General features: G+C 65.4%; 16 protein-coding genes. 5 read left to right on the top strand and 11 right to left on the bottom strand.

The annotated features are described in order from the left end of the window. Positions 1–83: 83 nt before the first annotated feature. On the bottom strand, positions 84–1,013 hold the full coding sequence (locus CCX87_RS08435) for an adenylate/guanylate cyclase domain-containing protein (protein ID WP_087745470.1): 930 nt from the start codon (positions 1,011–1,013) through the stop codon (positions 84–86). 265 nt (positions 1,014–1,278) lie between these two features. Between CCX87_RS08435 and CCX87_RS08430 the strand changes: the two genes are divergently transcribed. Continuing rightward, entirely contained in the window at positions 1,279–1,626 is a 348-nt protein-coding gene (locus CCX87_RS08430) for a hypothetical protein (RefSeq protein WP_087745468.1), read from the top strand. Between the two features lie 7 nt (positions 1,627–1,633). Here the strand turns inward: CCX87_RS08430 and CCX87_RS08425 are convergent, their stop codons facing one another. The 5 genes from CCX87_RS08425 to CCX87_RS08405 form a co-directional block, all read right to left on the bottom strand. Further along, the gene (locus CCX87_RS08425) at positions 1,634–2,620 is read right to left on the bottom strand and encodes an LD-carboxypeptidase (RefSeq protein ID WP_232476508.1); all 987 of its coding nucleotides are present in this window, start codon (positions 2,618–2,620) and stop codon (positions 1,634–1,636) included. Positions 2,621–2,640: 20 nt separating this feature from the next. After that, on the bottom strand, positions 2,641–3,735 hold the full coding sequence (tadA, locus tag CCX87_RS08420) for a tRNA adenosine(34) deaminase TadA (protein WP_087745466.1): 1,095 nt from the start codon (positions 3,733–3,735) through the stop codon (positions 2,641–2,643). Between the two features lie 65 nt (positions 3,736–3,800). Continuing rightward, positions 3,801–4,052 (bottom strand): hypothetical protein, encoded by a 252-nt coding sequence (locus tag CCX87_RS08415; protein WP_087745463.1) that lies wholly within the window; start codon positions 4,050–4,052, stop codon positions 3,801–3,803. Position 4,053: 1 nt separating this feature from the next. Beyond that, positions 4,054–4,695, bottom strand: coding sequence for an FMN-binding negative transcriptional regulator (locus CCX87_RS08410; protein ID WP_087745462.1), 642 nt, complete (start codon positions 4,693–4,695; stop codon positions 4,054–4,056). Positions 4,696–4,816: 121 nt separating this feature from the next. Further along, positions 4,817–5,965 (bottom strand): branched-chain amino acid ABC transporter substrate-binding protein, encoded by a 1,149-nt coding sequence (locus tag CCX87_RS08405; RefSeq protein ID WP_087748247.1) that lies wholly within the window; start codon positions 5,963–5,965, stop codon positions 4,817–4,819. A 225-nt stretch (positions 5,966–6,190) separates the two neighbouring features. Between CCX87_RS08405 and CCX87_RS08400 the strand changes: the two genes are divergently transcribed. Then, positions 6,191–8,194 (top strand): peptidase U32 family protein, encoded by a 2,004-nt coding sequence (locus CCX87_RS08400; protein WP_087745459.1) that lies wholly within the window; start codon positions 6,191–6,193, stop codon positions 8,192–8,194. A gap of 262 nt (positions 8,195–8,456) precedes the next feature. Continuing rightward, positions 8,457–11,174 carry a cation-translocating P-type ATPase gene (locus tag CCX87_RS08395; RefSeq protein ID WP_087745457.1) on the top strand — a complete coding sequence of 906 codons (2,718 nt, stop codon included), beginning with the start codon at positions 8,457–8,459 and terminating at the stop codon, positions 11,172–11,174. Between the two features lie 220 nt (positions 11,175–11,394). Here CCX87_RS08395 and CCX87_RS08390 read toward each other — a convergent pair whose 3' ends face one another. Continuing rightward, positions 11,395–11,928: an anti-sigma factor domain-containing protein gene (locus tag CCX87_RS08390; RefSeq protein WP_087745455.1), complete on the bottom strand. Its 534-nt coding sequence runs from the start codon at positions 11,926–11,928 to the stop codon at positions 11,395–11,397. A gap of 164 nt (positions 11,929–12,092) precedes the next feature. Here CCX87_RS08390 and CCX87_RS08385 point away from each other — a divergent pair, with 164 nt between their 5' ends. After that, complete coding sequence (locus CCX87_RS08385; RefSeq protein WP_087748246.1) at positions 12,093–13,568, top strand: NYN domain-containing protein; 1,476 nt, start codon at positions 12,093–12,095, stop codon at positions 13,566–13,568. A gap of 214 nt (positions 13,569–13,782) precedes the next feature. On the opposite strand, the gene egtB is transcribed toward CCX87_RS08385, so the two are convergent. The 4 genes from egtB to CCX87_RS08365 all read right to left on the bottom strand — a co-directional run bounded on the left by egtB (position 13,783) and on the right by CCX87_RS08365 (position 18,053). After that, the gene (gene egtB / locus CCX87_RS08380; protein ID WP_087748245.1) at positions 13,783–15,039 is read right to left on the bottom strand and encodes an ergothioneine biosynthesis protein EgtB; all 1,257 of its coding nucleotides are present in this window, start codon (positions 15,037–15,039) and stop codon (positions 13,783–13,785) included. 26 nt (positions 15,040–15,065) lie between these two features. After that, positions 15,066–15,983 (bottom strand): L-histidine N(alpha)-methyltransferase, encoded by a 918-nt coding sequence (egtD, locus tag CCX87_RS08375; protein ID WP_087745452.1) that lies wholly within the window; start codon positions 15,981–15,983, stop codon positions 15,066–15,068. A gap of 359 nt (positions 15,984–16,342) precedes the next feature. Further along, positions 16,343–16,933: an OmpW/AlkL family protein gene (locus tag CCX87_RS08370; protein WP_087745450.1), complete on the bottom strand. Its 591-nt coding sequence runs from the start codon at positions 16,931–16,933 to the stop codon at positions 16,343–16,345. Between the two features lie 130 nt (positions 16,934–17,063). Beyond that, complete coding sequence (locus tag CCX87_RS08365) at positions 17,064–18,053, bottom strand: DUF808 domain-containing protein (RefSeq protein WP_087745449.1); 990 nt, start codon at positions 18,051–18,053, stop codon at positions 17,064–17,066. Between the two features lie 222 nt (positions 18,054–18,275). Here CCX87_RS08365 and CCX87_RS08360 point away from each other — a divergent pair, with 222 nt between their 5' ends. Further along, a complete protein-coding gene (locus CCX87_RS08360; protein ID WP_087745447.1) occupies positions 18,276–18,974 on the top strand; it encodes a class I SAM-dependent methyltransferase in 699 nt (232 codons plus the stop codon). Positions 18,975–19,211 lie beyond the last annotated feature (237 nt).

The raw sequence follows: 19,211 nt of genomic DNA, 5'->3' as shown, positions 1-19,211 counted from the left end.
GCATCGCGCAACCCGCCCACCAGGATCTGCCCATCCAGCGCCGCAAAAGTACGCTGCACATACAGCACAGGGCAGGTGAACACTCAACCGAGGTGCGCATTGCCTCCAGCCACCTGGAATTTCACGACGGGCGCGCTCGAATCTGCGAACGAAACTCCCAGCGCCATCTCGCCGATGCCATGCAGGATGCAGGCGTCGCGGCGCAATTGCACCGGGACATCGCTGCCCTCAAAGCGCACCCAGGTGCCAAAACTGCTCATATCGGTCAGCACGAAGCCGCTGTTGCGCCAATCGATGCGCGCATGCAGGCGTGAAACACGCGGGTCGTTGATGCACAACCGGGCATCGGTCGCGCGGCCGATATGAACAGGAACGTCGGTCGAGGTGAAGGACAAATCGATTCCGTGCCACGAAAACTGGATCTGCCCCAGGATCGAGTCCACTGGCGCGAAGTTGCTGGCCAGCGTGGCCTGCATGGTCAGCGAGTCGGGCTCTTCGTTCTCGCGCCACTCCACCTGATAGAGCATCTGCATCCCGGCCTTGCCGCGGATCTCCATCATCCCCAGCTTGCGATACCACACCGAGGGCGCGACGCCTGACAGCAGCACGGCGGTTTCCGTGGCCCAGATTTCTGCGGGCCCGGCGCGCTCGCACAATCGAGAGGCCACGTTGACGGCGTCGCCATAGCAGTCGCCATCCACATCCACCACCTCGCCGCTGGCCACGCCCACCCGGATGCCCATGCGCAGTGGCAGGGGCCATCGGCTCACCCGTTCCTGGTGTCCGCGCAGCATTGCCGCTGCGGCAGAGACGGCACTGGCCGCATCGCCAAAAATGCCCAGCACGCCATCTCCGAGGTTTTTGACGATGCGACCGTGGTGGGCCGCGATGGTGCCACCGATCCAATGGGTGACCTGGGTGACGGCATCGGTGGCGCGCTCATTGCCCAGGGTTTCATACAACGACGCGCTGCCTGAAATATCCGCAAACACGACCGTTGATAAAACACTCATGGACACAAGCCTTTCATTGCATTACCCGAACCAGTCTAGTGCATGCTGCGCGCCAGCGCACGCCCTAAATGGCATTGCGCGGTGTGCGCCGTTCGCGCACACGGGGTCAACGCCCATCGTGCGTTACCCCGCTATCGGCACGCAACAAAAAAAGACGGCGGTGTGTTGTCTTTATGCAAAAAAAGGAGCACACCCCTTGTGCTCCGCCTTGCTCCCGCGTAACTTGACCCCTCCTGCCACTCGCAAACAAGCCTGCCAAATCTTCATGCGCTGGACCAAACCCAATCTTCGCAGCAGCCTGCACGGCCTTCTGGGCCGCGATGCACCGGCGTCGACTGCATGGGTGCACAACCAGGGCCTCGAAGAAGTCCGTTACGCGATGATCCAGTGCCTGGTGGGCCTCAGTGGCAGTGAAGTCGCCCGCATGAACATGCGGCTGCGCTACGCCAGCGACATCGAAGCCCTGTGGTATCTGCGCACTGATTTGCGCACCCTGCTGGTTCCGCTGCGGGGTGAGGCCCTTGCCAATGCCACGCTGGCCCAGCTGACACCGCTGTTTCAGGGGCAGCTGCCACGCGCGCTGGGTGGGGCATCGCAGCCTGCTAACCATTGATTTGCGATCAGTGCTGGTGGCCCCAGTACAGCAGCGCATCGCGGTCTTCCACCGACAGCGACACCTTCGCCCCCACCGGCAACACCACCTTGGTCTGCACATGCCCGAAGGGCAGGTTGGTCAACACGGGCGCCTTGATCTGGCTGCGCAGCCAGTCCACCACGGATTGCAGCTTGAAGCCCTTGTCGTGGGGCGCCAGCTTGTAGTTGGTGAACTGGCCCAGCACCACTGCTTTTTGCTGCGCCAGGATGCCGGCGTGCAGCAGTTGCGTAAGCATGCGTTCGATGCGGTACGGGTGCTCGCCCACGTCTTCCACAAACAATATTCCGCCCCGCACCGCCGGCAGATAGGGCGTGCCCACCAGGCCGGTCAGCACGGCCAGGTTGCCGCCCCAGAGGGTGGCGCTCTTCACATACACATCGGGCACGGCGGGCTTGCCGTCGGCCTGCGGTTTTTCTTTCGCCATGCGCCAGCCGGCGCCCTCGCCGTGGCCCGTCAGCAGGTCATCAAAGCAGGCCAGCATGATGTCGTCGGGCTCGCCCTCGACGCCAAAGTCGCTGATGAGCCCGGGGCCGGCCCAGGTCACGGCACCGGTCTGCGCCAGCACGGCACTTTGGAACGCCGTGAAATCGCTCAGGCCGACGAACTTCATGCCGCCGTCGATGGCCTTGGCCACCGCCTTGTAGCGAATGCCCGGCAGGATGCGCGTGAGGCCGTAGGCCCCGCGCGTGATGAGCGCCACATCCGCCCCGCTGGCTGCCGCGCGGTGAATGGCGGCCAGGCGCGTGGCGTCGTCGCCGGCAAAGCGCGTGTGCACCGCCTGGGCGTCGGGGTCCACTTCCACCTCATGGCCCATGGCTTTGAGGCGTGCAATGGCGCGCTTGAAGGCGGCCTTGTCGCGGATGGAGCCGGCGGGCGAATAGATGTAGATGTGCTGAGGGCCGTGGTGGTGGCCGTGGCAGTCTTCGGTGCTGTGGTCGTGCGAGATGGACAAGATGGTATGCGTTGTTGAGGTCAATGGCCAAAGTATTGCATGGCCCGCGCGACAAGCTGCCGGGCCGCTTCGGGGCGATCAAGATCAAAAGCCCCCCAATGCGGCCCCGCCACCGCGCTGGCTCCCAAGCGCTCAAATGCACGCGGTCCGGCGCGATAACCTGCACTGGCAAACGGCACTTCATAGGCCTTGCCCTGCGGCACGGGGGCATCAAAGGCGGCGCGCGCGGACATGACCATGCCGGGCGCACCGGTTTGCTCGAGCAACACGGCATTGCGCAGATCCAGCCGAGTGAGCAACTCTTGCAGCACCTGTGCGTGCCAATCCGGGCGATGCACTATCTCCTTCTTGGGCTTGTCGCTTTTGCCAAAACCAATCAGGTCGGGCGCCACAACCCTGTGCCCCGCTGCCAGCAAGGTGGGCACTGCGTGCCGAAACAGGTAGCTCCAGGCAGGGCTCGCGTGCAGCAGCAGCCAGGTACGCGGTGCGCCGTGCGGGCCCTCGTCCAGATAGTGCATGCGCAAACCCGCCAGGCTGGGCAGGTCGCTGATGAAATGCGGCGCCCAGGGGTAACCGGGCAGATGGGCAAAGGCTGCGTCGGGCGTGCGCAAAGCATCGTCGCGCAGCGGGTGCCGCGCCAGGGCCTGGGCGCGTTGCTGGGTGCGCCGGTGGCGGAAAAACGCACTCAGCAGCGCGCCACAATCGTGTGCCAGCACCCCGCCCTGCACCTCGGTGTGGTGGTTGAGCTCGGCATGGCCGAACAGGTTGAGCACCGAACCCGCGGCGCCGGTCTTGGGATCGGTTGCGCCAAACACCACGCGCTGCAGGCGCGCGTGCAGCATGGCGCCGCTGCACATGGCGCAAGGCTCCAGCGTGACGTAGAGCGTGCAACCATCGAGCCGGTAGTTGCCCAAATGCTGCGCCGCGGCGCGCAGCGCCACGATTTCGGCATGCGCGGTGGGGTCATGCCCCCGCACCGGGGCGTTGCGGCCGGTGGCGATCACCTGGCCGTCCTTCACCACCACTGCGCCCACCGGCACCTCGCCCGCCACTGCTGCGGCCTGCGCTTGGGCCAGTGCCTGGCGCATCCAGTGCTCGTCTTGCTGCAACTGCATTGCTATATATTTAATAGCTGCTTGCGCTTTATGGATAAGCGCTACAGGCCATTTTGACTCAATATTTATTGGGAATCGTCAGGCATGGGCCGGGCCTGCTGCATCAGGCCTTCCACCTGCTGCCGGACCTGTTGCTGCACCTGCTGGCTTTGCTCGCGCACCGTGCCCGTGGGCGCCGGGGGCGCAGCACCGCCCGGCACGGCCGGCAGTTGCAGCGAGGGCACCGGCGTGCGGGTGGCCGCCAGTTGCTTCTTGGCCAGAACGCCCACAATGGCCAGCGCCACCACCAGGCCCACCAATCCAAAAACAGCACGCATCTCAGACCTCCGGGTTGCTTGCGGACTCGGGCACCATGCCCAGCCGCTCCATCCATTGCGCCAGCGCCTGGGCATCGGGATCACCCTGCAGGTACTGCGCGTACATGGCGGCATGGGATTCGGGCCGATGCTGGTTGAGCTTGAGCTTGCACTGCAGCGCTACCACCTGCAGCTCAAACGCCACGATGCCCGCCAGCATCTTGTGGGCAAACACTTCACCCAGCCCGCGCCACTGCGCGGCATAGGGCGGCTCGTGGTCGCCAATCAACTGCTTGAGCAGTGCATCCTTGGCGGTGGGCTCCTCCACCAGGCTGGCCTGCACGCGGCAGTGCACGGCCAGATAGTTCCAGGTGGGCACCCGGGCCAGATCCGGGTACACCGACGGCGAAAGATAGGCCTGCGGTCCCATGAAGGTCACCAGCGCCTCGCTCCGCGCCTGCAGGTAGCGCCAGTGCGGGTTGGGCCGGGCGCAATGGCCCAGCAGCACCAGCGTGTCGCCCCGCTCGTGCACATGCAGCGGCAGGTGGGTGACGAAGGGAAAACCTTCGTCGTCGGTAGAGACGAGGCTGGCCAGCGGGTGCGCGCGCATCAGCGCGCGGGCATGGGCCGGGTCGTGGGAATGAAACTGGGGCGGCAGATACATGGGCCCCACTGTAGTGGCAAAACCTGGGCCTTATTTGCAAGCGCCTGCCTGCGCCCTCTGCACCCCAGCCGGGCAAGGCCCGCACCAGGACGCACAGGCGCACATCCCACCCACCGCGCGATCAGTTGAGCGGCACGCGTTTGCCATCCTTGTAGGTGTACAGCGTAACGGCAGGCGTTACCAGTTCACCCTTGGGCGTGAAGCTGATGTTGGCCGTCACACCCTTGTACTGGGTTTTGTGCAGGAAGGGGCCATACACCACGGGATCAACCGAGTTGGCGCGCTTCATGGCATCCACCAGCACCATGGCGGCGTCGTAGGCATAGGGGCTGTAGATCTGGAACTGGCCAGGGAACTTGGCGTCGTAGCGCTTCTTCCACTCGGCGCCGCCCTGCATCTTGTCCACGGATGCGCCACCGGTCGCGCAGGTTACGTTCTTGACAGCGGGCGACTTGCCGGCCAGCTCGGGCAGCTTGGGCGTGCACAGTGCGTCGCCGCCGAAATACTTCACATCGCCCAGACCCAACTGCTCCATCTGGCGCAGCATGGGGCCGGCTTGTGCATCCAGGCCACCATAGAAGATGCCATCGGGCTTCTTGTTCTTGATGCCCGTGAGAATGGCCATGAAGTCGGTGGCCTTGTCGTTGGTGAACTCCTCGCCCACCACCTTCATGCCTTTTTGCAGGGCCGTGGCCTTGAACACCGAGGCCACGCCCTGGCCGTAGGCCGTGCGGTCGTCAATGATGGCCACGGTCTTGAGCTTGAGGGCATCTGCCGCAAACAAGGCCAGCGCAGCGCCCAGGGCGTTGTCGTTGGCGATAAGGCGGAAGGACGTCTTGTAACCGGGCTTGGTCAGGTCGGGGTTGGATGCCGATGCCGTGATGTGCGGCAGATCGCATTTGTTGTAGACCGACGATGCCGGAATGGAGGTGCCCGACTGCAGGTGCCCCACCACGCCCGCCACCTTCTGGTCGCACAGTTTTTGTGCCACGGCGGTGGCCTGGCGCGGGTCGCCGGCATCGTCCTCGGCGGCGATCACGAACTTGATCTTTTTGCCACCAATGACCAGGTCCTGCGTGTTCAGCTCATCCACGGCCATGCGCACACCGTTTTCGGTGTCCTTGCCGATGTGGGCAATACCGCCCGAAATCGGGCCGGCATGGCCGATCTTGACGGTTTGGACCTCTTGGGCCAGCGTGGCGCCACAGGCCACGGTCAGGGCGGCGGCAGCCGTCCATCGCAGGGAAAAACGCAGGCGGTAAGCAGACATCACGGTTTCATCTCCATCCATACAAAAAATAGGCAGCCTTCAAGACTGCGAAAAGCCCCGCATCGTACGCCCGCGTTCGGGTGCAATCATCCCATTAGCCAGCAAGCATGGTTTTTTCATAAGCATAAATTTGCCTAATGAAAAGCTCCACCGGGATAAGGGCCTGCATCTCCCCATCTGCTGCGAAAGCCGCACCCGGCGGTTGGCGCTGGGATAATCACAGCCATGTCCTTGCTGCCCCACCAGATCGAACTGCTCTCCCCCGCCCGCGACGCCAACATCGGCATCGAAGCCGTGAACCATGGCGCCGATGCCGTGTACATCGGCGGCCCCGCCTTTGGCGCCCGGGCCGGTGCGGGCAACGATATCCGCGATCTGGAACGCCTGATCGCGCATGCGCACCGCTTCAACAGCCGCATCTTCATCACCCTCAACACCATCCTGCGCGACGACGAGCTGGAAGCCGCGCGCCAGATGGCCTGGCAGGTGTATGAGGCCGGGGCCGATGCGCTCATCATCCAGGACATGGGCCTGCTCGAAATCGACCTGCCGCCCATCCAGCTGCATGCCAGCACCCAGACCGACATCCGCACGCCCGAAAAAGCGCGGTTTCTGCAGGACGCGGGCCTGTCGCAACTCGTACTGGCGCGCGAGCTCACGGTGCAGCAGATTGCCGCCGTGCACAAGGCGCTGGGGCCGGTGGATGCGCAGGGCCGCGCCAACATCGAGTTCTTCATCCACGGCGCGCTGTGCGTGGCCTACAGCGGCCAGTGCAATATCAGCCATGCGCAAACCGGCCGCAGCGCCAACCGGGGCGACTGCAGCCAGGCCTGCCGCCTGCCCTACCAGGTGACCGATGCACAGGGCCGCTTCATTGCGCACGACAAGCATGTGCTGAGCATGAAGGACAACAACCAGAGCGAGAACCTGCGCGCGCTTATCGATGCAGGCGTGCGCAGCTTCAAGATCGAAGGGCGCTACAAAGACATGGGCTATGTGAAGAACATCACCGCCCACTACCGCACCCTGCTCGACGAAATCATCGAAGAGCGCGAGGCCCAGGGCCGGCCGCTCTCCCGCTCGTCCAGCGGCAGCACCAGCTTCACCTTCACGCCCGACCCGCTACAGAACTTCAACCGCGAGTTCACCGACTACTTCGTCACCGGCCGCAAGGAAGACATCGGCGCCTTCGACACCCCCAAGAACCCGGGCCAGGCCATCGGCTGGGTGACCAAGGTGGGCCCCGACTTTGTCGAGCTGGAGGTGAGCGACCCCGCCACCGTGCTGCACAACGGCGACGGCCTGTGCTACTACGACCTGCACAAGGAACTGGTGGGCATGGCCATCAACGTGGCCGAGCCCGTGTCCGCGCGCAGCGTGGGCCAGTGGCGCGTGTATCCCAAGGACCTGATGGAGGGCTTCAAGGACCTGCGCAAGGGCACCGAGGTCAACCGCAACCGCGACATGGACTGGGTGCGCACGCTGGAGAAAAAGTCCAGCGACCGCCGCATCGGCCTGTGGGCGCACCTGAGCGAAACCGCCACCGGCTTCAGCCTGACGCTGACCGACGAAGACGGCAATGTGGGCACAGCCTGCGTGCAGCAGCCCCACCAAAGCGCCACCGATGCAGCCAAGGCTGAGGCCAGCCTGCGCGAGCAGCTGGGCCGCTTTGGCGCCACGGTGTTTGCGGTGCACGACATTGCGCTGCAGCTCTCGCAGCCCTGGTTCGTACCCGCCTCGGTGCTCAACGCGCTGCGCCGCGACGCACTGGCCGACCTGGAGGCCAACCGCACCCGCAACTTTGCCCGCCTGCCGCGCGCCACGCCGGTCGAGCCGCCAGCCCCCTACCCCGAGGACACACTGAGCTTTCTGGGCAACGTGTTCAACCACAAGGCGCACGACTTTTATGCGCGCCACGGTGTGAAGGTGATCGCTGCGACTTACGAGGCGCATGAGGAGGAAGGCGAAGTCAGCCTCATGATCACCAAGCACTGCGTGCGCTACTCCATGAGCCTGTGCCCCAAGCAAGCCAAGGGCGTGACGGGCGTGCAGGGCACCATCCGGGCCGAGCCCTTGCAGCTCATCAATGGCAAGGAAAAGCTGACCCTGCGCTTCGATTGCAAACCCTGCGAAATGCATGTCATGGGCAAGATCAAGCGTGCCGTGCTGCAGCAAGTGCCTGAGGCCCCCGTGGCCTTCTACAAGGCTCGGCCCCAGACGGCCTCCTGACACGGGCCAGTGCCGCGCGTTGCCATCGCATGACACGCTGCGAGCGGCCGGCCATGATTTTTGACGAAAATGCGGTGCAGCCCTTATCTGCAAAGCGCAGGAAGCTATATTTTGTATAGCAGAATTTCCGTGCGCAACGCTACAGTACCGCTGCGCTCCATGTCATGCAATGGGGCTATGGTTCAACAGCATCCCCCGCCAATGCACCGCACCATGCCTGAGCGCCCTCAGGCATCGTTCATGGACCCAACGGAAATACTGCATGCCGACCGATCCCATCTCCCCTGCCAGCGCCACCGCCTCTGACGCCCACCTGCGCAGCGCCCAAGAGCTCACCGCTGCGTACCGTGTCAACCCCAGCACCGGCCTGCACGATGACGAAGCCACGCAGCGCGCACTGCAGCACGGTGCCAACGAACTGCAGGACCACGCGCGGCGCGGCCCCCTGGCGCTGCTGGCCGACCAGTTCAAGGACTTCATGGTGCTGGTGCTGCTGGGCGCGGCCGTGATCTCGGGCGTGATCGGCGACCTCACCGACACGCTGGTCATCCTGGTCATCGTGGTGCTCAACGCAATCATCGGCTTCGTGCAGGCTTGGCGGGCCGACCAGGCCATGGCCGCGCTGCGCCAGCTATCCGCCGCCCATGCCACCGTGCTGCGCAGCGGCGAAGTTCAGGTGGTACCCGCCAGCGTGCTGGTGCCGGGCGACATCGTGCTGCTAGAGGCGGGCAACCAGATTCCGGCCGACCTGCGCCTGATCGAGATCGCCCAACTGCAGGTGGACGAATCGGCCCTCACCGGCGAATCGGTCACCGTGGCCAAGCAGACCGACACCCTGGCCGCCCAGGACACCAGTGCCCTGGGCGACCGCATCAACATGGCCTTCAAGGGCACCACCGCCACCCATGGCCGCGCGCGCGGCTTGGTGGTGGCCACCGGCATGCACACCGAACTGGGCAAGGTCGCCCGCCTGCTGGGCGGCGAGGACCGCAGCACCCCGCTGCAGCTGCGCCTGGCGGCCTTCGGCAAGCGCCTGGCCCTGGGGGTCATCGCCATCTGCATCGTGATCTTTGCGGTGGGCGTGCTGCGCGGGGAATCCCCCCTGCTGATGGCACTCACCGCCATCAGCCTGGCCGTGGCGGCCATCCCCGAGGCGCTGCCCGCCGTGGTGACGGTGCTGCTGGCACTGGGCGCACGCCGCATGGTGGCGATCAAGGCGCTGGTGCGCCGCCTGCCTTCGGTGGAAACGCTGGGCTCGGTCACCACCATCTGCTCGGACAAGACCGGCACCCTCACCCAGAACCACATGCACGCCGAACTGCTGCTGGCACTGGGCCAGCGCTGGGCACCTGGCGACCTGTTGCCCGGCCCCGTGCATGCAGAAGCCCTGCGCGCCGCTGCGCTGTGCAACGATGCGACACGCCACGCACGCACCGACGACGATGGCACCCCCATTTCCCCCTGCACCCCAACCGAATGGCAGGGCGACCCCACCGAAACCGCCCTGGTGCTGGCCGCCCACGCAGGCGGGCTCGACAAAGCCCAGCTCGATGCCGCCACCCCGCGCGTGCAGGAACAGCCCTTCGACTCCGACCGCAAACGCATGACCACCTTCCACCGCGGCGGCAGTGGCTTCGTGGCCTACACCAAGGGCGCCCCCGAGTCGGTGCTGCCGCGCTGCACGGCGCAGTGGACACCCGAAGGCGGGCAGCCGCTGGACACCGCCGCCGTGCTGGCCACGGCCAACCAGCTGGCCGCGCAGGGCCTGCGGGTGCTGGCCCTGGCACGGCGCGACCATGCTCGCCTGCCCGACACCAATGCCCTGGATGATGTGGAAAGCCAGCTGGAGCTGCTGGGCCTGATCGCCCTCATCGACCCACCGCGCCCCGAAGCCCAGGCCGCCGTGCGCGACTGCATCAGCGCGGGCATCACCCCCGTGATGATCACGGGCGACCACCCCGCCACGGCGCGCGCCATTGCGCACCGCCTGGGCATCGTGGCCCATGCCGATGCCACCGTGCTCACCGGCGCCGACCTGGCCCAGCTGGACGACGCAGCCCTGCGCGCACGCGTGGAACAGGTGCATGTGTATGCCCGCGTGGACCCTGCGCAGAAAATCCGCATCGTCGAGGCGCTGCAGGCCCAGGGCCATTTCGTGGCCATGACAGGCGACGGCGTGAACGACGCACCGGCCCTGAAGCGCGCCGACATCGGCGTGTCCATGGGCAAAGGCGGCACCGACGTGGCACGCGAGGCCAGCAGCCTGGTGTTGCTGGACGACAACTTCGCCACCATCGTCGCGGCCGTGCGCGAAGGCCGGCGCATCTACGACAACATCCGCAAGTTCGTGCGCTACGCCATGACGGGCAACTCGGGCGAGATCTGGACCATCTTTCTGGCCCCGCTGCTGCTGCTGCCCATTCCGCTGCTGCCCATCCATATCCTGTGGGTCAACCTCGTGACCGACGGCCTGCCCGGCCTGGCCCTGGCGGCCGAACCAGCCGAGCGCGGCATCATGCAGCGCCCGCCCCGCCCGCCGAACGAGAGCCTGTTCGCCCAGGGCATGTGGCAGCACATCCTGGGCATGGGCCTGCTGATCGCCGGCCTGTGCCTGGCCGTGCAGGCCTGGGCCTTGCACACCGGCCACGCGCACTGGCAGACCATGGTGTTCACCGTGCTCACGCTCGCGCAAATGGCCCATGTGATGGCCATCCGCTCCGAAAACGAGCCGCTGTGGCGCCTGGGGCTGGCCAGCAACCGGCCCCTGCTGGGCGCCGTGCTGCTGACGTTTGCGCTGCAGATGGCCACCATCTACGTGCCGTTTCTCAACCCCATTTTCAGAACCGAGCCGCTGAGCCTGGGCGAGCTGGGCATCTGCGTGGCAGCAGCGCTGGTGGTGTATGCCGTGGTCGAGCTAGAGAAAGCGTGGCGGCGCAAGCGCCGGGCCAGCGGCAGCGCCATCGACGACCCCGCCGCATAAGCACAGAGCCAACGACTCGATGGGGCGCCACAGCCGCCAGCGCAAGAATGTGCGCCGGCACCCCACCCATGCCAGAAAATATTGAATACTTTTCGGCTCTAGCGCTTTACCAACAAGCGCTTATAGCTATATTATTTATAGCAATTTACCGCCATAACATCCGAAGGTTGGCACTTTGTAACGCGCCCACGGGGCATTTACCGCCCCTTGGTCCTCGCGCTCAGAGCGCCTTTTTGACCAGCGCGCCTTTGAACAGGTAAGGCCGTCGCGGCCCGCGCCCCTCGGCGGCGCCACCCTTGTCCTCCACGCTGATGGCCAGCCCATGCACACCCGCCAGCGCGGCGGCAGAAGTGGGCAGTTGCAGTGTCTTGTAGGTACTGGCGATCACGCCCAGCGAGCGTGGGGGTTTGTCGCCTTCCAGGGCCCACAGCTGCATGCTGTCCTCCCGCCCTTCACGCACCTCGTTCAGGCGCTGCAGGTGCAGCACACTGCCCTGCACGTCGGCCGTCACCAGCAGGGCCGGCACTTGTTTGTCGTCCAGCAACACCGACAGGTACTGCACCTGGGCCACAACGCTCACCTTGGCCTGAAGGTGCGCTATCTGGGCCTTGAGTTGTTCGACCATGCTCGCACTGGCTGCCCAGCCGATGAACAGGGCCACCATCAAAGCAATGGCCAGTGCGCGCCACCAGGCGTTGACCCCGCTGCGGGCAATTACAGAGGGCGGCGGTGCGATGGAGGGGGTGTCGGGCATGTCGGAATCCGTGGGAGCAGCAAAGGATCGGGAGTATGCCCGCGCACATCAACAGCCGCCACGAACCAGCACGCACCGGCAAGCCTGCTCGGCACCTCGGGCGTTATCGCCGTGTACCCCAGTTTCCGTGTGATGATTCGGCCAGCAACGTGAATGGAAACACCATGGCATCCCCCACCGACAACATCAGCATGGCACTTTTTTGCGACTTCGAGAATGTCGCACTCGGAGTGCGCGACGCCAAATACGAAAAGTTCGATATCAAACCGGTTCTTGAACGCCTGCTGCTCAAGGGCTCCATCGTGGTCAAGAAAGCCTATTGCGACTGGGATCGCTACAAGGGCTTCAAGGCCACCATGCATGAAGCCAATTTTGAGCTGATCGAGATTCCCCATGTCCGCCAGTCGGGCAAGAACTCGGCCGACATCCGCCTGGTGGTGGACGCGCTGGACCTGTGCTACACCAAATCGCACGTCAACACCTTTGTCATCATCAGCGGCGATTCGGACTTCTCTCCGCTGGTTTCCAAGCTGCGCGAAAACGCCAAGCAGGTGATTGGCGTGGGCGTCAAGCAGTCCACCTCGGACCTGCTGATTGCCAATTGCGACGAATTCATTTTTTACGACGACCTGGTGCGCGAGAGCCAGCGTGCGCACGCCCGGCGCCAGCCCGCCGATGCGGCGCCCGTGGCCCGACGCTCGCCCGAGGAAGAGCGCCACCGCAAGGAGGCGCAGGAGTCGCGCCACACCCAGGGCATCGAGCTGGCCGTGGAAACCTTCGATGCACTGGTCTCCGAGCGCGGCGACAGCGGCAAGATCTGGGCGTCGGTGCTCAAGGAAGCCATCAAGCGCCGCAAACCCGATTTCAGCGAGACCTATTACGGCTTCCGGGCCTTTGGCAACCTGCTGGAAGAAGCCCAGGAGCGCGGCCTGCTGGAGTTTGGCCGCGACGAAAAATCAGGCGCCTACGTGTTTCGCAGCCATGGCAATAGCGGTGAAGGTGGCGGCGGCGCTGCCCCTGCGCGGCCCGACGCGGCACCAGAGCGGCCCACCACCAGCTACTTCCGGCAGGACGCGCCCCAACCCGCCAAAGAGCCCGGCGCTGACAGCCACGGGCCGCGCCAGCGGGGACGCGGTGGCCGGTCGCGGCAGGCATCGGACTCCGCTGCGCGCGAACTGCCGCCAACGCTTCAGGCCAGCGCTGAGAATCACCCAAACAACGACGCAGTGGTCAACGAACCGCACCGTGGCAACGACACCCGACACGCCTTTTACGAACCGGCCGATGCGCCGCGTGAAAGGCCGCTGGGCAGCTATTTCCGGCAGCAACCACCTGCCGCCGAGCTGCCTGCCGAGCTGCCCGCCCAGATGGCAGAGCCCGTGCCCCCTGCCGGACTGCAATCTGCCGAGCCTGCACCTGTTGCACGCGGCCGTGGCCGCAGCCGCAAGACGGTGTCGCCACCGGTCGACGTGGTCGCCCCACCCGCAGCCCCCGAGGCGCAGGCTGTGCCGCCAGCGGCCTCCAGCGCAGCCAGCGCATTGCCCTTGGCCCCCGCCGAAACGGATGTAGAGCAGCCCCCCAAAGCCCCAGCCCGGCCACGCCGAACGCGCAAGCCCCCGGCAGACACCGGGGCCCAGTGAAACCGGCCCGCGATTCAGAGGCTGAGAGTTTTTTGCGCGGGTCCGAGCAGCGCGCCACAACGCAGCCGATCTAGGCGCAAAGCACAGCCATAGCTCGGGCTATGGCGCGCATTTGCAACGACGAGCGGGTGCGTTTTGGCGTGATGAGCGGGCATGCGCAAAAGATTCTCAGCCTCTCAGGCCACGGCGCCTGTCGCGCGTGGGCGGGCCTGCCTCAGCCGAAGTCTTTCGCCAGCCGCACACCCGCAAACTGCCAGCGCGCCGTGGCGGGGAAAAAATTGCGGTAGCTGGCACGCGCATGGCCGGGCGGCGTGGCGCACGAGCCGCCCCGCAGCACGTACTGGTTCACCATGAACTTGCCGTTGTATTCGCCCACCGCGCCCTCGGCCACCCGAAAGCCGGGGTATGGCGCGTAGCTCGATTGCGTCCATTGCCACACCGTGCCCGCCAGCTGCTCCAGGCCTGCACCCTCCGCTGCCCGCGCTGCGCAGGGGTGCAGCATGTCGCTTCGAGCCTCGCGGCCCATGGTGTCTGAGAAAAGCGGTGCCGCGGCATGCTCCCACTCGGCCTCGGTGGGCAGGCGCGCACCCGCCCAGCGGGCATAGGCGTCCGCCTCGAAATACGACAGGTGCACCACGGGCTGCTCGCCCTGCAATGGGCGCAGCCCGGAAAGGGTGAACTCGTGCCAGGCGGCATCAACACGCTGCCAATACAGGGGCTGCTCCAGCGCCAGGGCAGCGCGCCAGTCCCAGCCTTCGGCCAGCCAGTGGGCCGGATTGCGGTAGCCACCATCGTCCACAAAGGCGGCAAACTCGGCATTGGTGGCAAGGCGCGATGCCAGCGCATACGGCTGCAGATACACCGGGTGGCGGGGGCTCTCGTTGTCAAACGCAAAGCCGGCGCCGGCATGGCCGATCTCACAGATCCCGCCGGCCAATGCATGCCAGACCAGCGGCGGTGCGGCTTCACGTTCGGCGGACACGGGCTGCGCAGGGTGATAGGCAGGATGCATCGGGTTGCACGACAGCAGGTGCTTGATGTCGGTCAGCAGCAGCTCCTGGTGCTGCTGCTCATGCTGCAGGCCCAGCTCCACCAGCGCGCACAGCGCCGCGTCGTGCGCCAGCGTGGGCCACAGGCGCAGCATGCGCGCATCCACATCGGCGCGATAAGCCAGCACCTCGGCCAGCGCGGGGCGCGTGAGCAGGCCGCGCTGCGGCCGCGGGTGGCGAGCGCCCACACCGTTGTAATACGAGTTGAACAAGACCCTGAAGGCGGGCTCAAACGGCGCAAACCCGCGCTCGTGCGCCTGCAGCACAAAGGTTTCAAAAAACCAGGTGGTGTGGGCCAGATGCCATTTGGCCGGGCTGGCGTCGGGCATGGACTGGGCGGTGCAGTCTTCGGGTGACAGGGGCGCTGCCAGGCTGGTGGTGTGGCGGCGAATGTCGAGGTAACGGGAAAGCAGGGAATTCATGGCCATACAACGCAAAAGCAGAGGGTTCAGGGGCGGGCATGGACCACAGCAAACCAGCCCTGCGCGTCCGTCCAGGCCTGCGCACGCGAAAAACCCGCCTGGGCCAGCATGGTGGTGAACACCGCAAGGGGGTATTTGTAGCTGTTTTCGGTGTGAATGCGCTCGCCCGCGGCAAACCCGCGCTCACCCGCCGGCCAGCGCACGCGGATGGGTGCCAGGGCCTCCAGGTGCATCTCGATGCGCGATTCTTGCTGGTTGAAGAAAGCACGATGGCCCCACTGGTCCTCCACAAAGTCACTGCCAATCAGGCGGTTGATGTGCGTGAGCACGTTGCGGTTGAAGGCCGCAGTCACCCCTGCGGCGTCGTCATAGGCGGCCTGCAGCACTTGCACGTCCTTGGGCAAATCAATGCCGATCAGCAGGCCGCCATCGGCGTCCACCAGGGCGCGCATGTGGCGCAACAGCTCCAGCGCGTGCGGCGGGTCGAAGTTGCCGATGGACGAGCCCGGATAAAACACCAGGCGCTGGGCCCGGGGAATGTCGGCGGGCAGCACAACGCCCTGGGTCATGTCGCCGCCCACCGCGCGCGCGTCAAGCCCTGGCATGTCCGCGCGCAGGCGCAGCACGGCCTCCTGCAAATAATCAACCGAAATGTCCACCCCCACAAAGCAGGCGGGGCGCACCCAGTGGCACAGCGCGCGGGCCTTTTCGCAACTGCCGGCGCCCAGCTCGATCACCGTGCGCACCGTGCCCAGCTGCTGCGCCATGTCGGACGCATGCGCCTGCATCAGGGCGTTCTCGGTGCGCGTGGGGTAGTACTCGGGCAGGCGCGTGATGAGTTCAAACAGTTGCGAGCCGCGCTGGTCGTAAAAATATTTGGGAGAGATGCGTGCGGGGCGCTGGCTCAGGCCGTCGGTGATGTCGTTGTGGCAGGTGGGAGGCATGGCGGTGGGCGTCTGGCAACAGGAGGGAAAGGATGCCACAGGCTACCCCCACTGCGCCCACCCTGGGTGACAGCCAGCAACGACGGAAAGTGCAGAAATACACCGAAACGGAATTGCACCGGGCAGCCTTTCATCACAAGGGCTCTCCAAAAATTCCATTATTTTTCGGCTTCAGCCCAATACCATCAAGCGCTAGTAGCTATTATTTAAGTAGCAAACCCTTCACCGCTGCGCAAAACGCGCAGTCTGCTGCACCGCTTCTGCCCAACGGGAATCGCCCAAAAAAAAGGCCGGCGCAAGCGCCAGCCCGTTCACCTTGGGGTCGTTTGACAAGGCGCCGCTCGCTCAGCGCCCTGGCATCAGAAGCGCCAGCCCAGGCCCACGCCCACCAGCACGGGATCGACCTTGAAGGTGCCCGCCTTGGCGCCGCCAGCGAACACGTCGGTCTGGATGTAGACCTTCTTGACGTCAAAGTTCAGAGACAGGTTCTTGGTCAGCGGAATGTCCACGCCGACCTGCAGGGCACCGCCCCAGCTGTTGCGGTCGATGTCCACGCCGGCGGGCAGGTTCACGCTGGAAAAGCGCGTGTAGTTGACACCGGCGCCCACATAGGGCTTGAAGCCGGGGGCATCAAAGTGGTATTGCAGCAGCAGCGAGGGTGGCAGGTGCTTGAGGCTGCCAATGTTGGTGCCGTTGGAACGCAGGTCGTGCTTTTGCGGCACTGTGAGGATCAGCTCGGCGGCCACGTTCTTGTTGAAGAAATACGTGATGTCCACTTCAGGAATCGTTTTGTTGTTGACCGACAGGCCCAGGCCCGTGCTGTCCTTGTTGGCGCTGTCCAGATGAACGGCGCGCACGCGCACCAGCCAGGGGCTTTCGGCTTGCTGCGCAAAGGCAGCGCCAGAGGTCATTGCACACAAAACGGCGACAGCCAGCAGATTTTTTTTCATACAGAACTCGATGCGGTTGAACGGGGACGACCCCCGTACCGCCATTGAGCCTGTTAGCAAAATGGTCAACCTTGCCTCAGGTCAAACTCTTGGTAGTTACCCCAAAGGGTGTTGCCGGCCCCCCCAGGCATCAATGTGCCGTGGCGCCCTTGCGCAGCCGGGTCAGCAGGGTCACACCCGCCAGCACCAGGCCACCGGCCACAATGCCGATGACCGCGTTCAGCAGGTTGGGAACCAGCACCGCCCACAGGCCGCCAACAGGCCACAGGGCCGCCGCGGCGCCCATGGCCTCCACGGCATGGTGCACCGCGGGAACCCCGTGCACCAGGATGCCGCCGCCCACCAGAAACATGGCCGCCGTGCCCGCCACCGAAAGGGCCTTCATCAGCCAGGGCGCGGAGCGCACAATGCCCGCGCCCAGCGCACGGGCTGCAGCGCCGGGCTTCTGGTTGAGCCACAGCCCCAGGTCGTCGAGCTTGACGATGCCCGCCACCAGGCCATAAACCCCCGCCGTCATCGCCAGCGCAATACCCACGAGCACGGCCACTTGCTGCACAAACGGCGCACCCGCCACCGTGCCCAGGGTGATGGCGATGATTTCCGCCGACAGGATGAAGTCGGTGCGAACGGCGCCCTTGATCTTGTCTTTTTCGAAAGCCACCAGGTCCACGGCCGGATTGGCGTTGGCCTGGACATGGCTTTCGTGCGCGGCCTCGTCCTGGTGGGGGCTGTGCAGAAACTTGTGCGCCAGCTTTTCAAACCCCTCGAAGCACAAGAAGGCGCCGCCCACCATGAGCAGCGGCGTCACCGCCCAGGGCGCGAAGGCGCTAATGAGCAGCGCCGCCGGCACCAAGATGGCCTTGTTCACCAGCGACCCCTTGGCCACGGCCCAGACCACCGGAATCTCGCGGTCGGCACGCACACCCGTGACCTGCTGGGCATTGAGCGCCAGATCGTCGCCCAGCACGCCCGCCGTTTTTTGCACCGCTACCTTGGTCATGACCGACACGTCATCGGCCATGGCAACGCTTTTTTTGGCCGCCACCTTGGTCATGAGGGCCACGTCGTCGAGGATGGTCGCAATATCGTCCAACAATGCGAGAAGGCTGCCAGCGGCCATGGAAATTCCTTGTAAAAACAGGTGAAAACGAGCGGGAGCAGGTCAAGGGCAACCGTCAGATCCGCTGCGTGGCGTGCACTATAGCAACGCACCGTGGCAACCCATGCAGCCCGCTGCCGCATGTCCCACCAACGGGCCGGGACACAGCGGGCGCCGGCAAGCGCATACTCGGCGGCTCACCCACCACTTCGGGGTCCCCTGACATGGGCTTCGCGCCCCGCCATGCCAGGCTATCTCACCAAACAGGAAAGCGTCCCGATTGCGGGCGTGGACAACCTGCTGATCCGTTCGCTGCGCGATCACCAGCAATTTTTTGACCCTCTGGGCGCGGCAGAACGCCTGGGCATCTCGTCGGCGGCCTGGCCAATATTTGGCCTGTTGTGGCCCTCAGGCGCCCAGCTGGCGGCGCGCATGGCCCTGCGCCCCTTGCGCACGAACGAGCGGGTGCTGGAAATCGGCTGCGGCCTGGGGCTGGCCAGCCTGGTGTGCCACCGCCGCGGCATCGATGTGACGGCCAGCGACTGCCACCCGCTGGCCAATCCCTTCTTGCTGGAAAACCTGCGGCTCAACGCCTTGCCGCCCATGAAATACCGCACGGGGCAATGGGGCGCGCCAGCCGCATCTGAAGACGAGGCGCCGCCAGAGGCCAGCGCCGTGCAGGGGCAGTTTGATCTGATCATGGGCAGCGATGTGCTGTATGAGCGCGATGCGCGCGCCACGCTGGCGGGTTTCATCGACCGCCACGCGGGCGTGGGTGCACAAATCTGGATCGTGGACCCCAACCGCGGCAACCGCGCGGCATTCCACAAGCAGATGGCAGCCCACCGCTTCGAAGTGGTCGAGGAGCGGCTGGACCACCCGGTGCGGGGCGATCTGCCAGCCTACAAGGGGCGCCTGCTGGTGTACCAACGCAAGGGTTAAGGTGCCCCCCTGAGCCGCTTCGCGTCTTCCCCCCAAGGGGACGCCACCCGTGGCCTGGCAAAGCCAGTTCCACGGTGGCACTGACCTGGGCCGCGCCGGTTGCATGGACTGCGGGCGGCGCGCAGCGCAATAGATTACTGAAATGACCGAACTGACCGTGTCAACCCGCCCCAAAAGCGAAAAGGCCAGGCCACGAGGACCCAGCCTTTTCGCATGGCGCGGGCCCGCAGCCCGGCC

The organism is Acidovorax sp. T1 (assembly GCF_002176815.1).
Classification (GTDB): domain Bacteria; phylum Pseudomonadota; class Gammaproteobacteria; order Burkholderiales; family Burkholderiaceae_C; genus Acidovorax.
Note: the sequence above shows the minus strand (reverse complement) of the source record. Positions and strands in the feature narration are given on the sequence as shown.

What these genes read in the sequence shown, in the direction of transcription:
- CCX87_RS08435 (WP_087745470.1), bottom strand. Translation starts at nt 1,013, where the DNA reads ATGAGTGTTTTATCAACGGTCGTGTTTGCGGATATTTCAGGCAGCGCG.
- CCX87_RS08430 (WP_087745468.1), top strand. Translation starts at nt 1,279, where the DNA reads ATGCGCTGGACCAAACCCAATCTTCGCAGCAGCCTGCACGGCCTTCTG.
- tadA (WP_087745466.1), bottom strand. Translation starts at nt 3,735, where the DNA reads ATGCAGTTGCAGCAAGACGAGCACTGGATGCGCCAGGCACTGGCCCAA.
- CCX87_RS08415 (WP_087745463.1), bottom strand. Translation starts at nt 4,052, where the DNA reads ATGCGTGCTGTTTTTGGATTGGTGGGCCTGGTGGTGGCGCTGGCCATT.
- CCX87_RS08410 (WP_087745462.1), bottom strand. Translation starts at nt 4,695, where the DNA reads ATGTATCTGCCGCCCCAGTTTCATTCCCACGACCCGGCCCATGCCCGC.
- CCX87_RS08405 (WP_087748247.1), bottom strand. Translation starts at nt 5,965, where the DNA reads ATGTCTGCTTACCGCCTGCGTTTTTCCCTGCGATGGACGGCTGCCGCC.
- CCX87_RS08400 (WP_087745459.1), top strand. Translation starts at nt 6,191, where the DNA reads ATGTCCTTGCTGCCCCACCAGATCGAACTGCTCTCCCCCGCCCGCGAC.
- CCX87_RS08395 (WP_087745457.1), top strand. Translation starts at nt 8,457, where the DNA reads ATGCCGACCGATCCCATCTCCCCTGCCAGCGCCACCGCCTCTGACGCC.
- CCX87_RS08390 (WP_087745455.1), bottom strand. Translation starts at nt 11,928, where the DNA reads ATGCCCGACACCCCCTCCATCGCACCGCCGCCCTCTGTAATTGCCCGC.
- CCX87_RS08385 (WP_087748246.1), top strand. Translation starts at nt 12,093, where the DNA reads ATGGCATCCCCCACCGACAACATCAGCATGGCACTTTTTTGCGACTTC.
- egtB (WP_087748245.1), bottom strand. Translation starts at nt 15,039, where the DNA reads ATGAATTCCCTGCTTTCCCGTTACCTCGACATTCGCCGCCACACCACC.
- egtD (WP_087745452.1), bottom strand. Translation starts at nt 15,983, where the DNA reads ATGCCTCCCACCTGCCACAACGACATCACCGACGGCCTGAGCCAGCGC.
- CCX87_RS08370 (WP_087745450.1), bottom strand. Translation starts at nt 16,933, where the DNA reads ATGAAAAAAAATCTGCTGGCTGTCGCCGTTTTGTGTGCAATGACCTCT.
- CCX87_RS08365 (WP_087745449.1), bottom strand. Translation starts at nt 18,053, where the DNA reads ATGGCCGCTGGCAGCCTTCTCGCATTGTTGGACGATATTGCGACCATC.
- CCX87_RS08360 (WP_087745447.1), top strand. Translation starts at nt 18,276, where the DNA reads ATGCCAGGCTATCTCACCAAACAGGAAAGCGTCCCGATTGCGGGCGTG.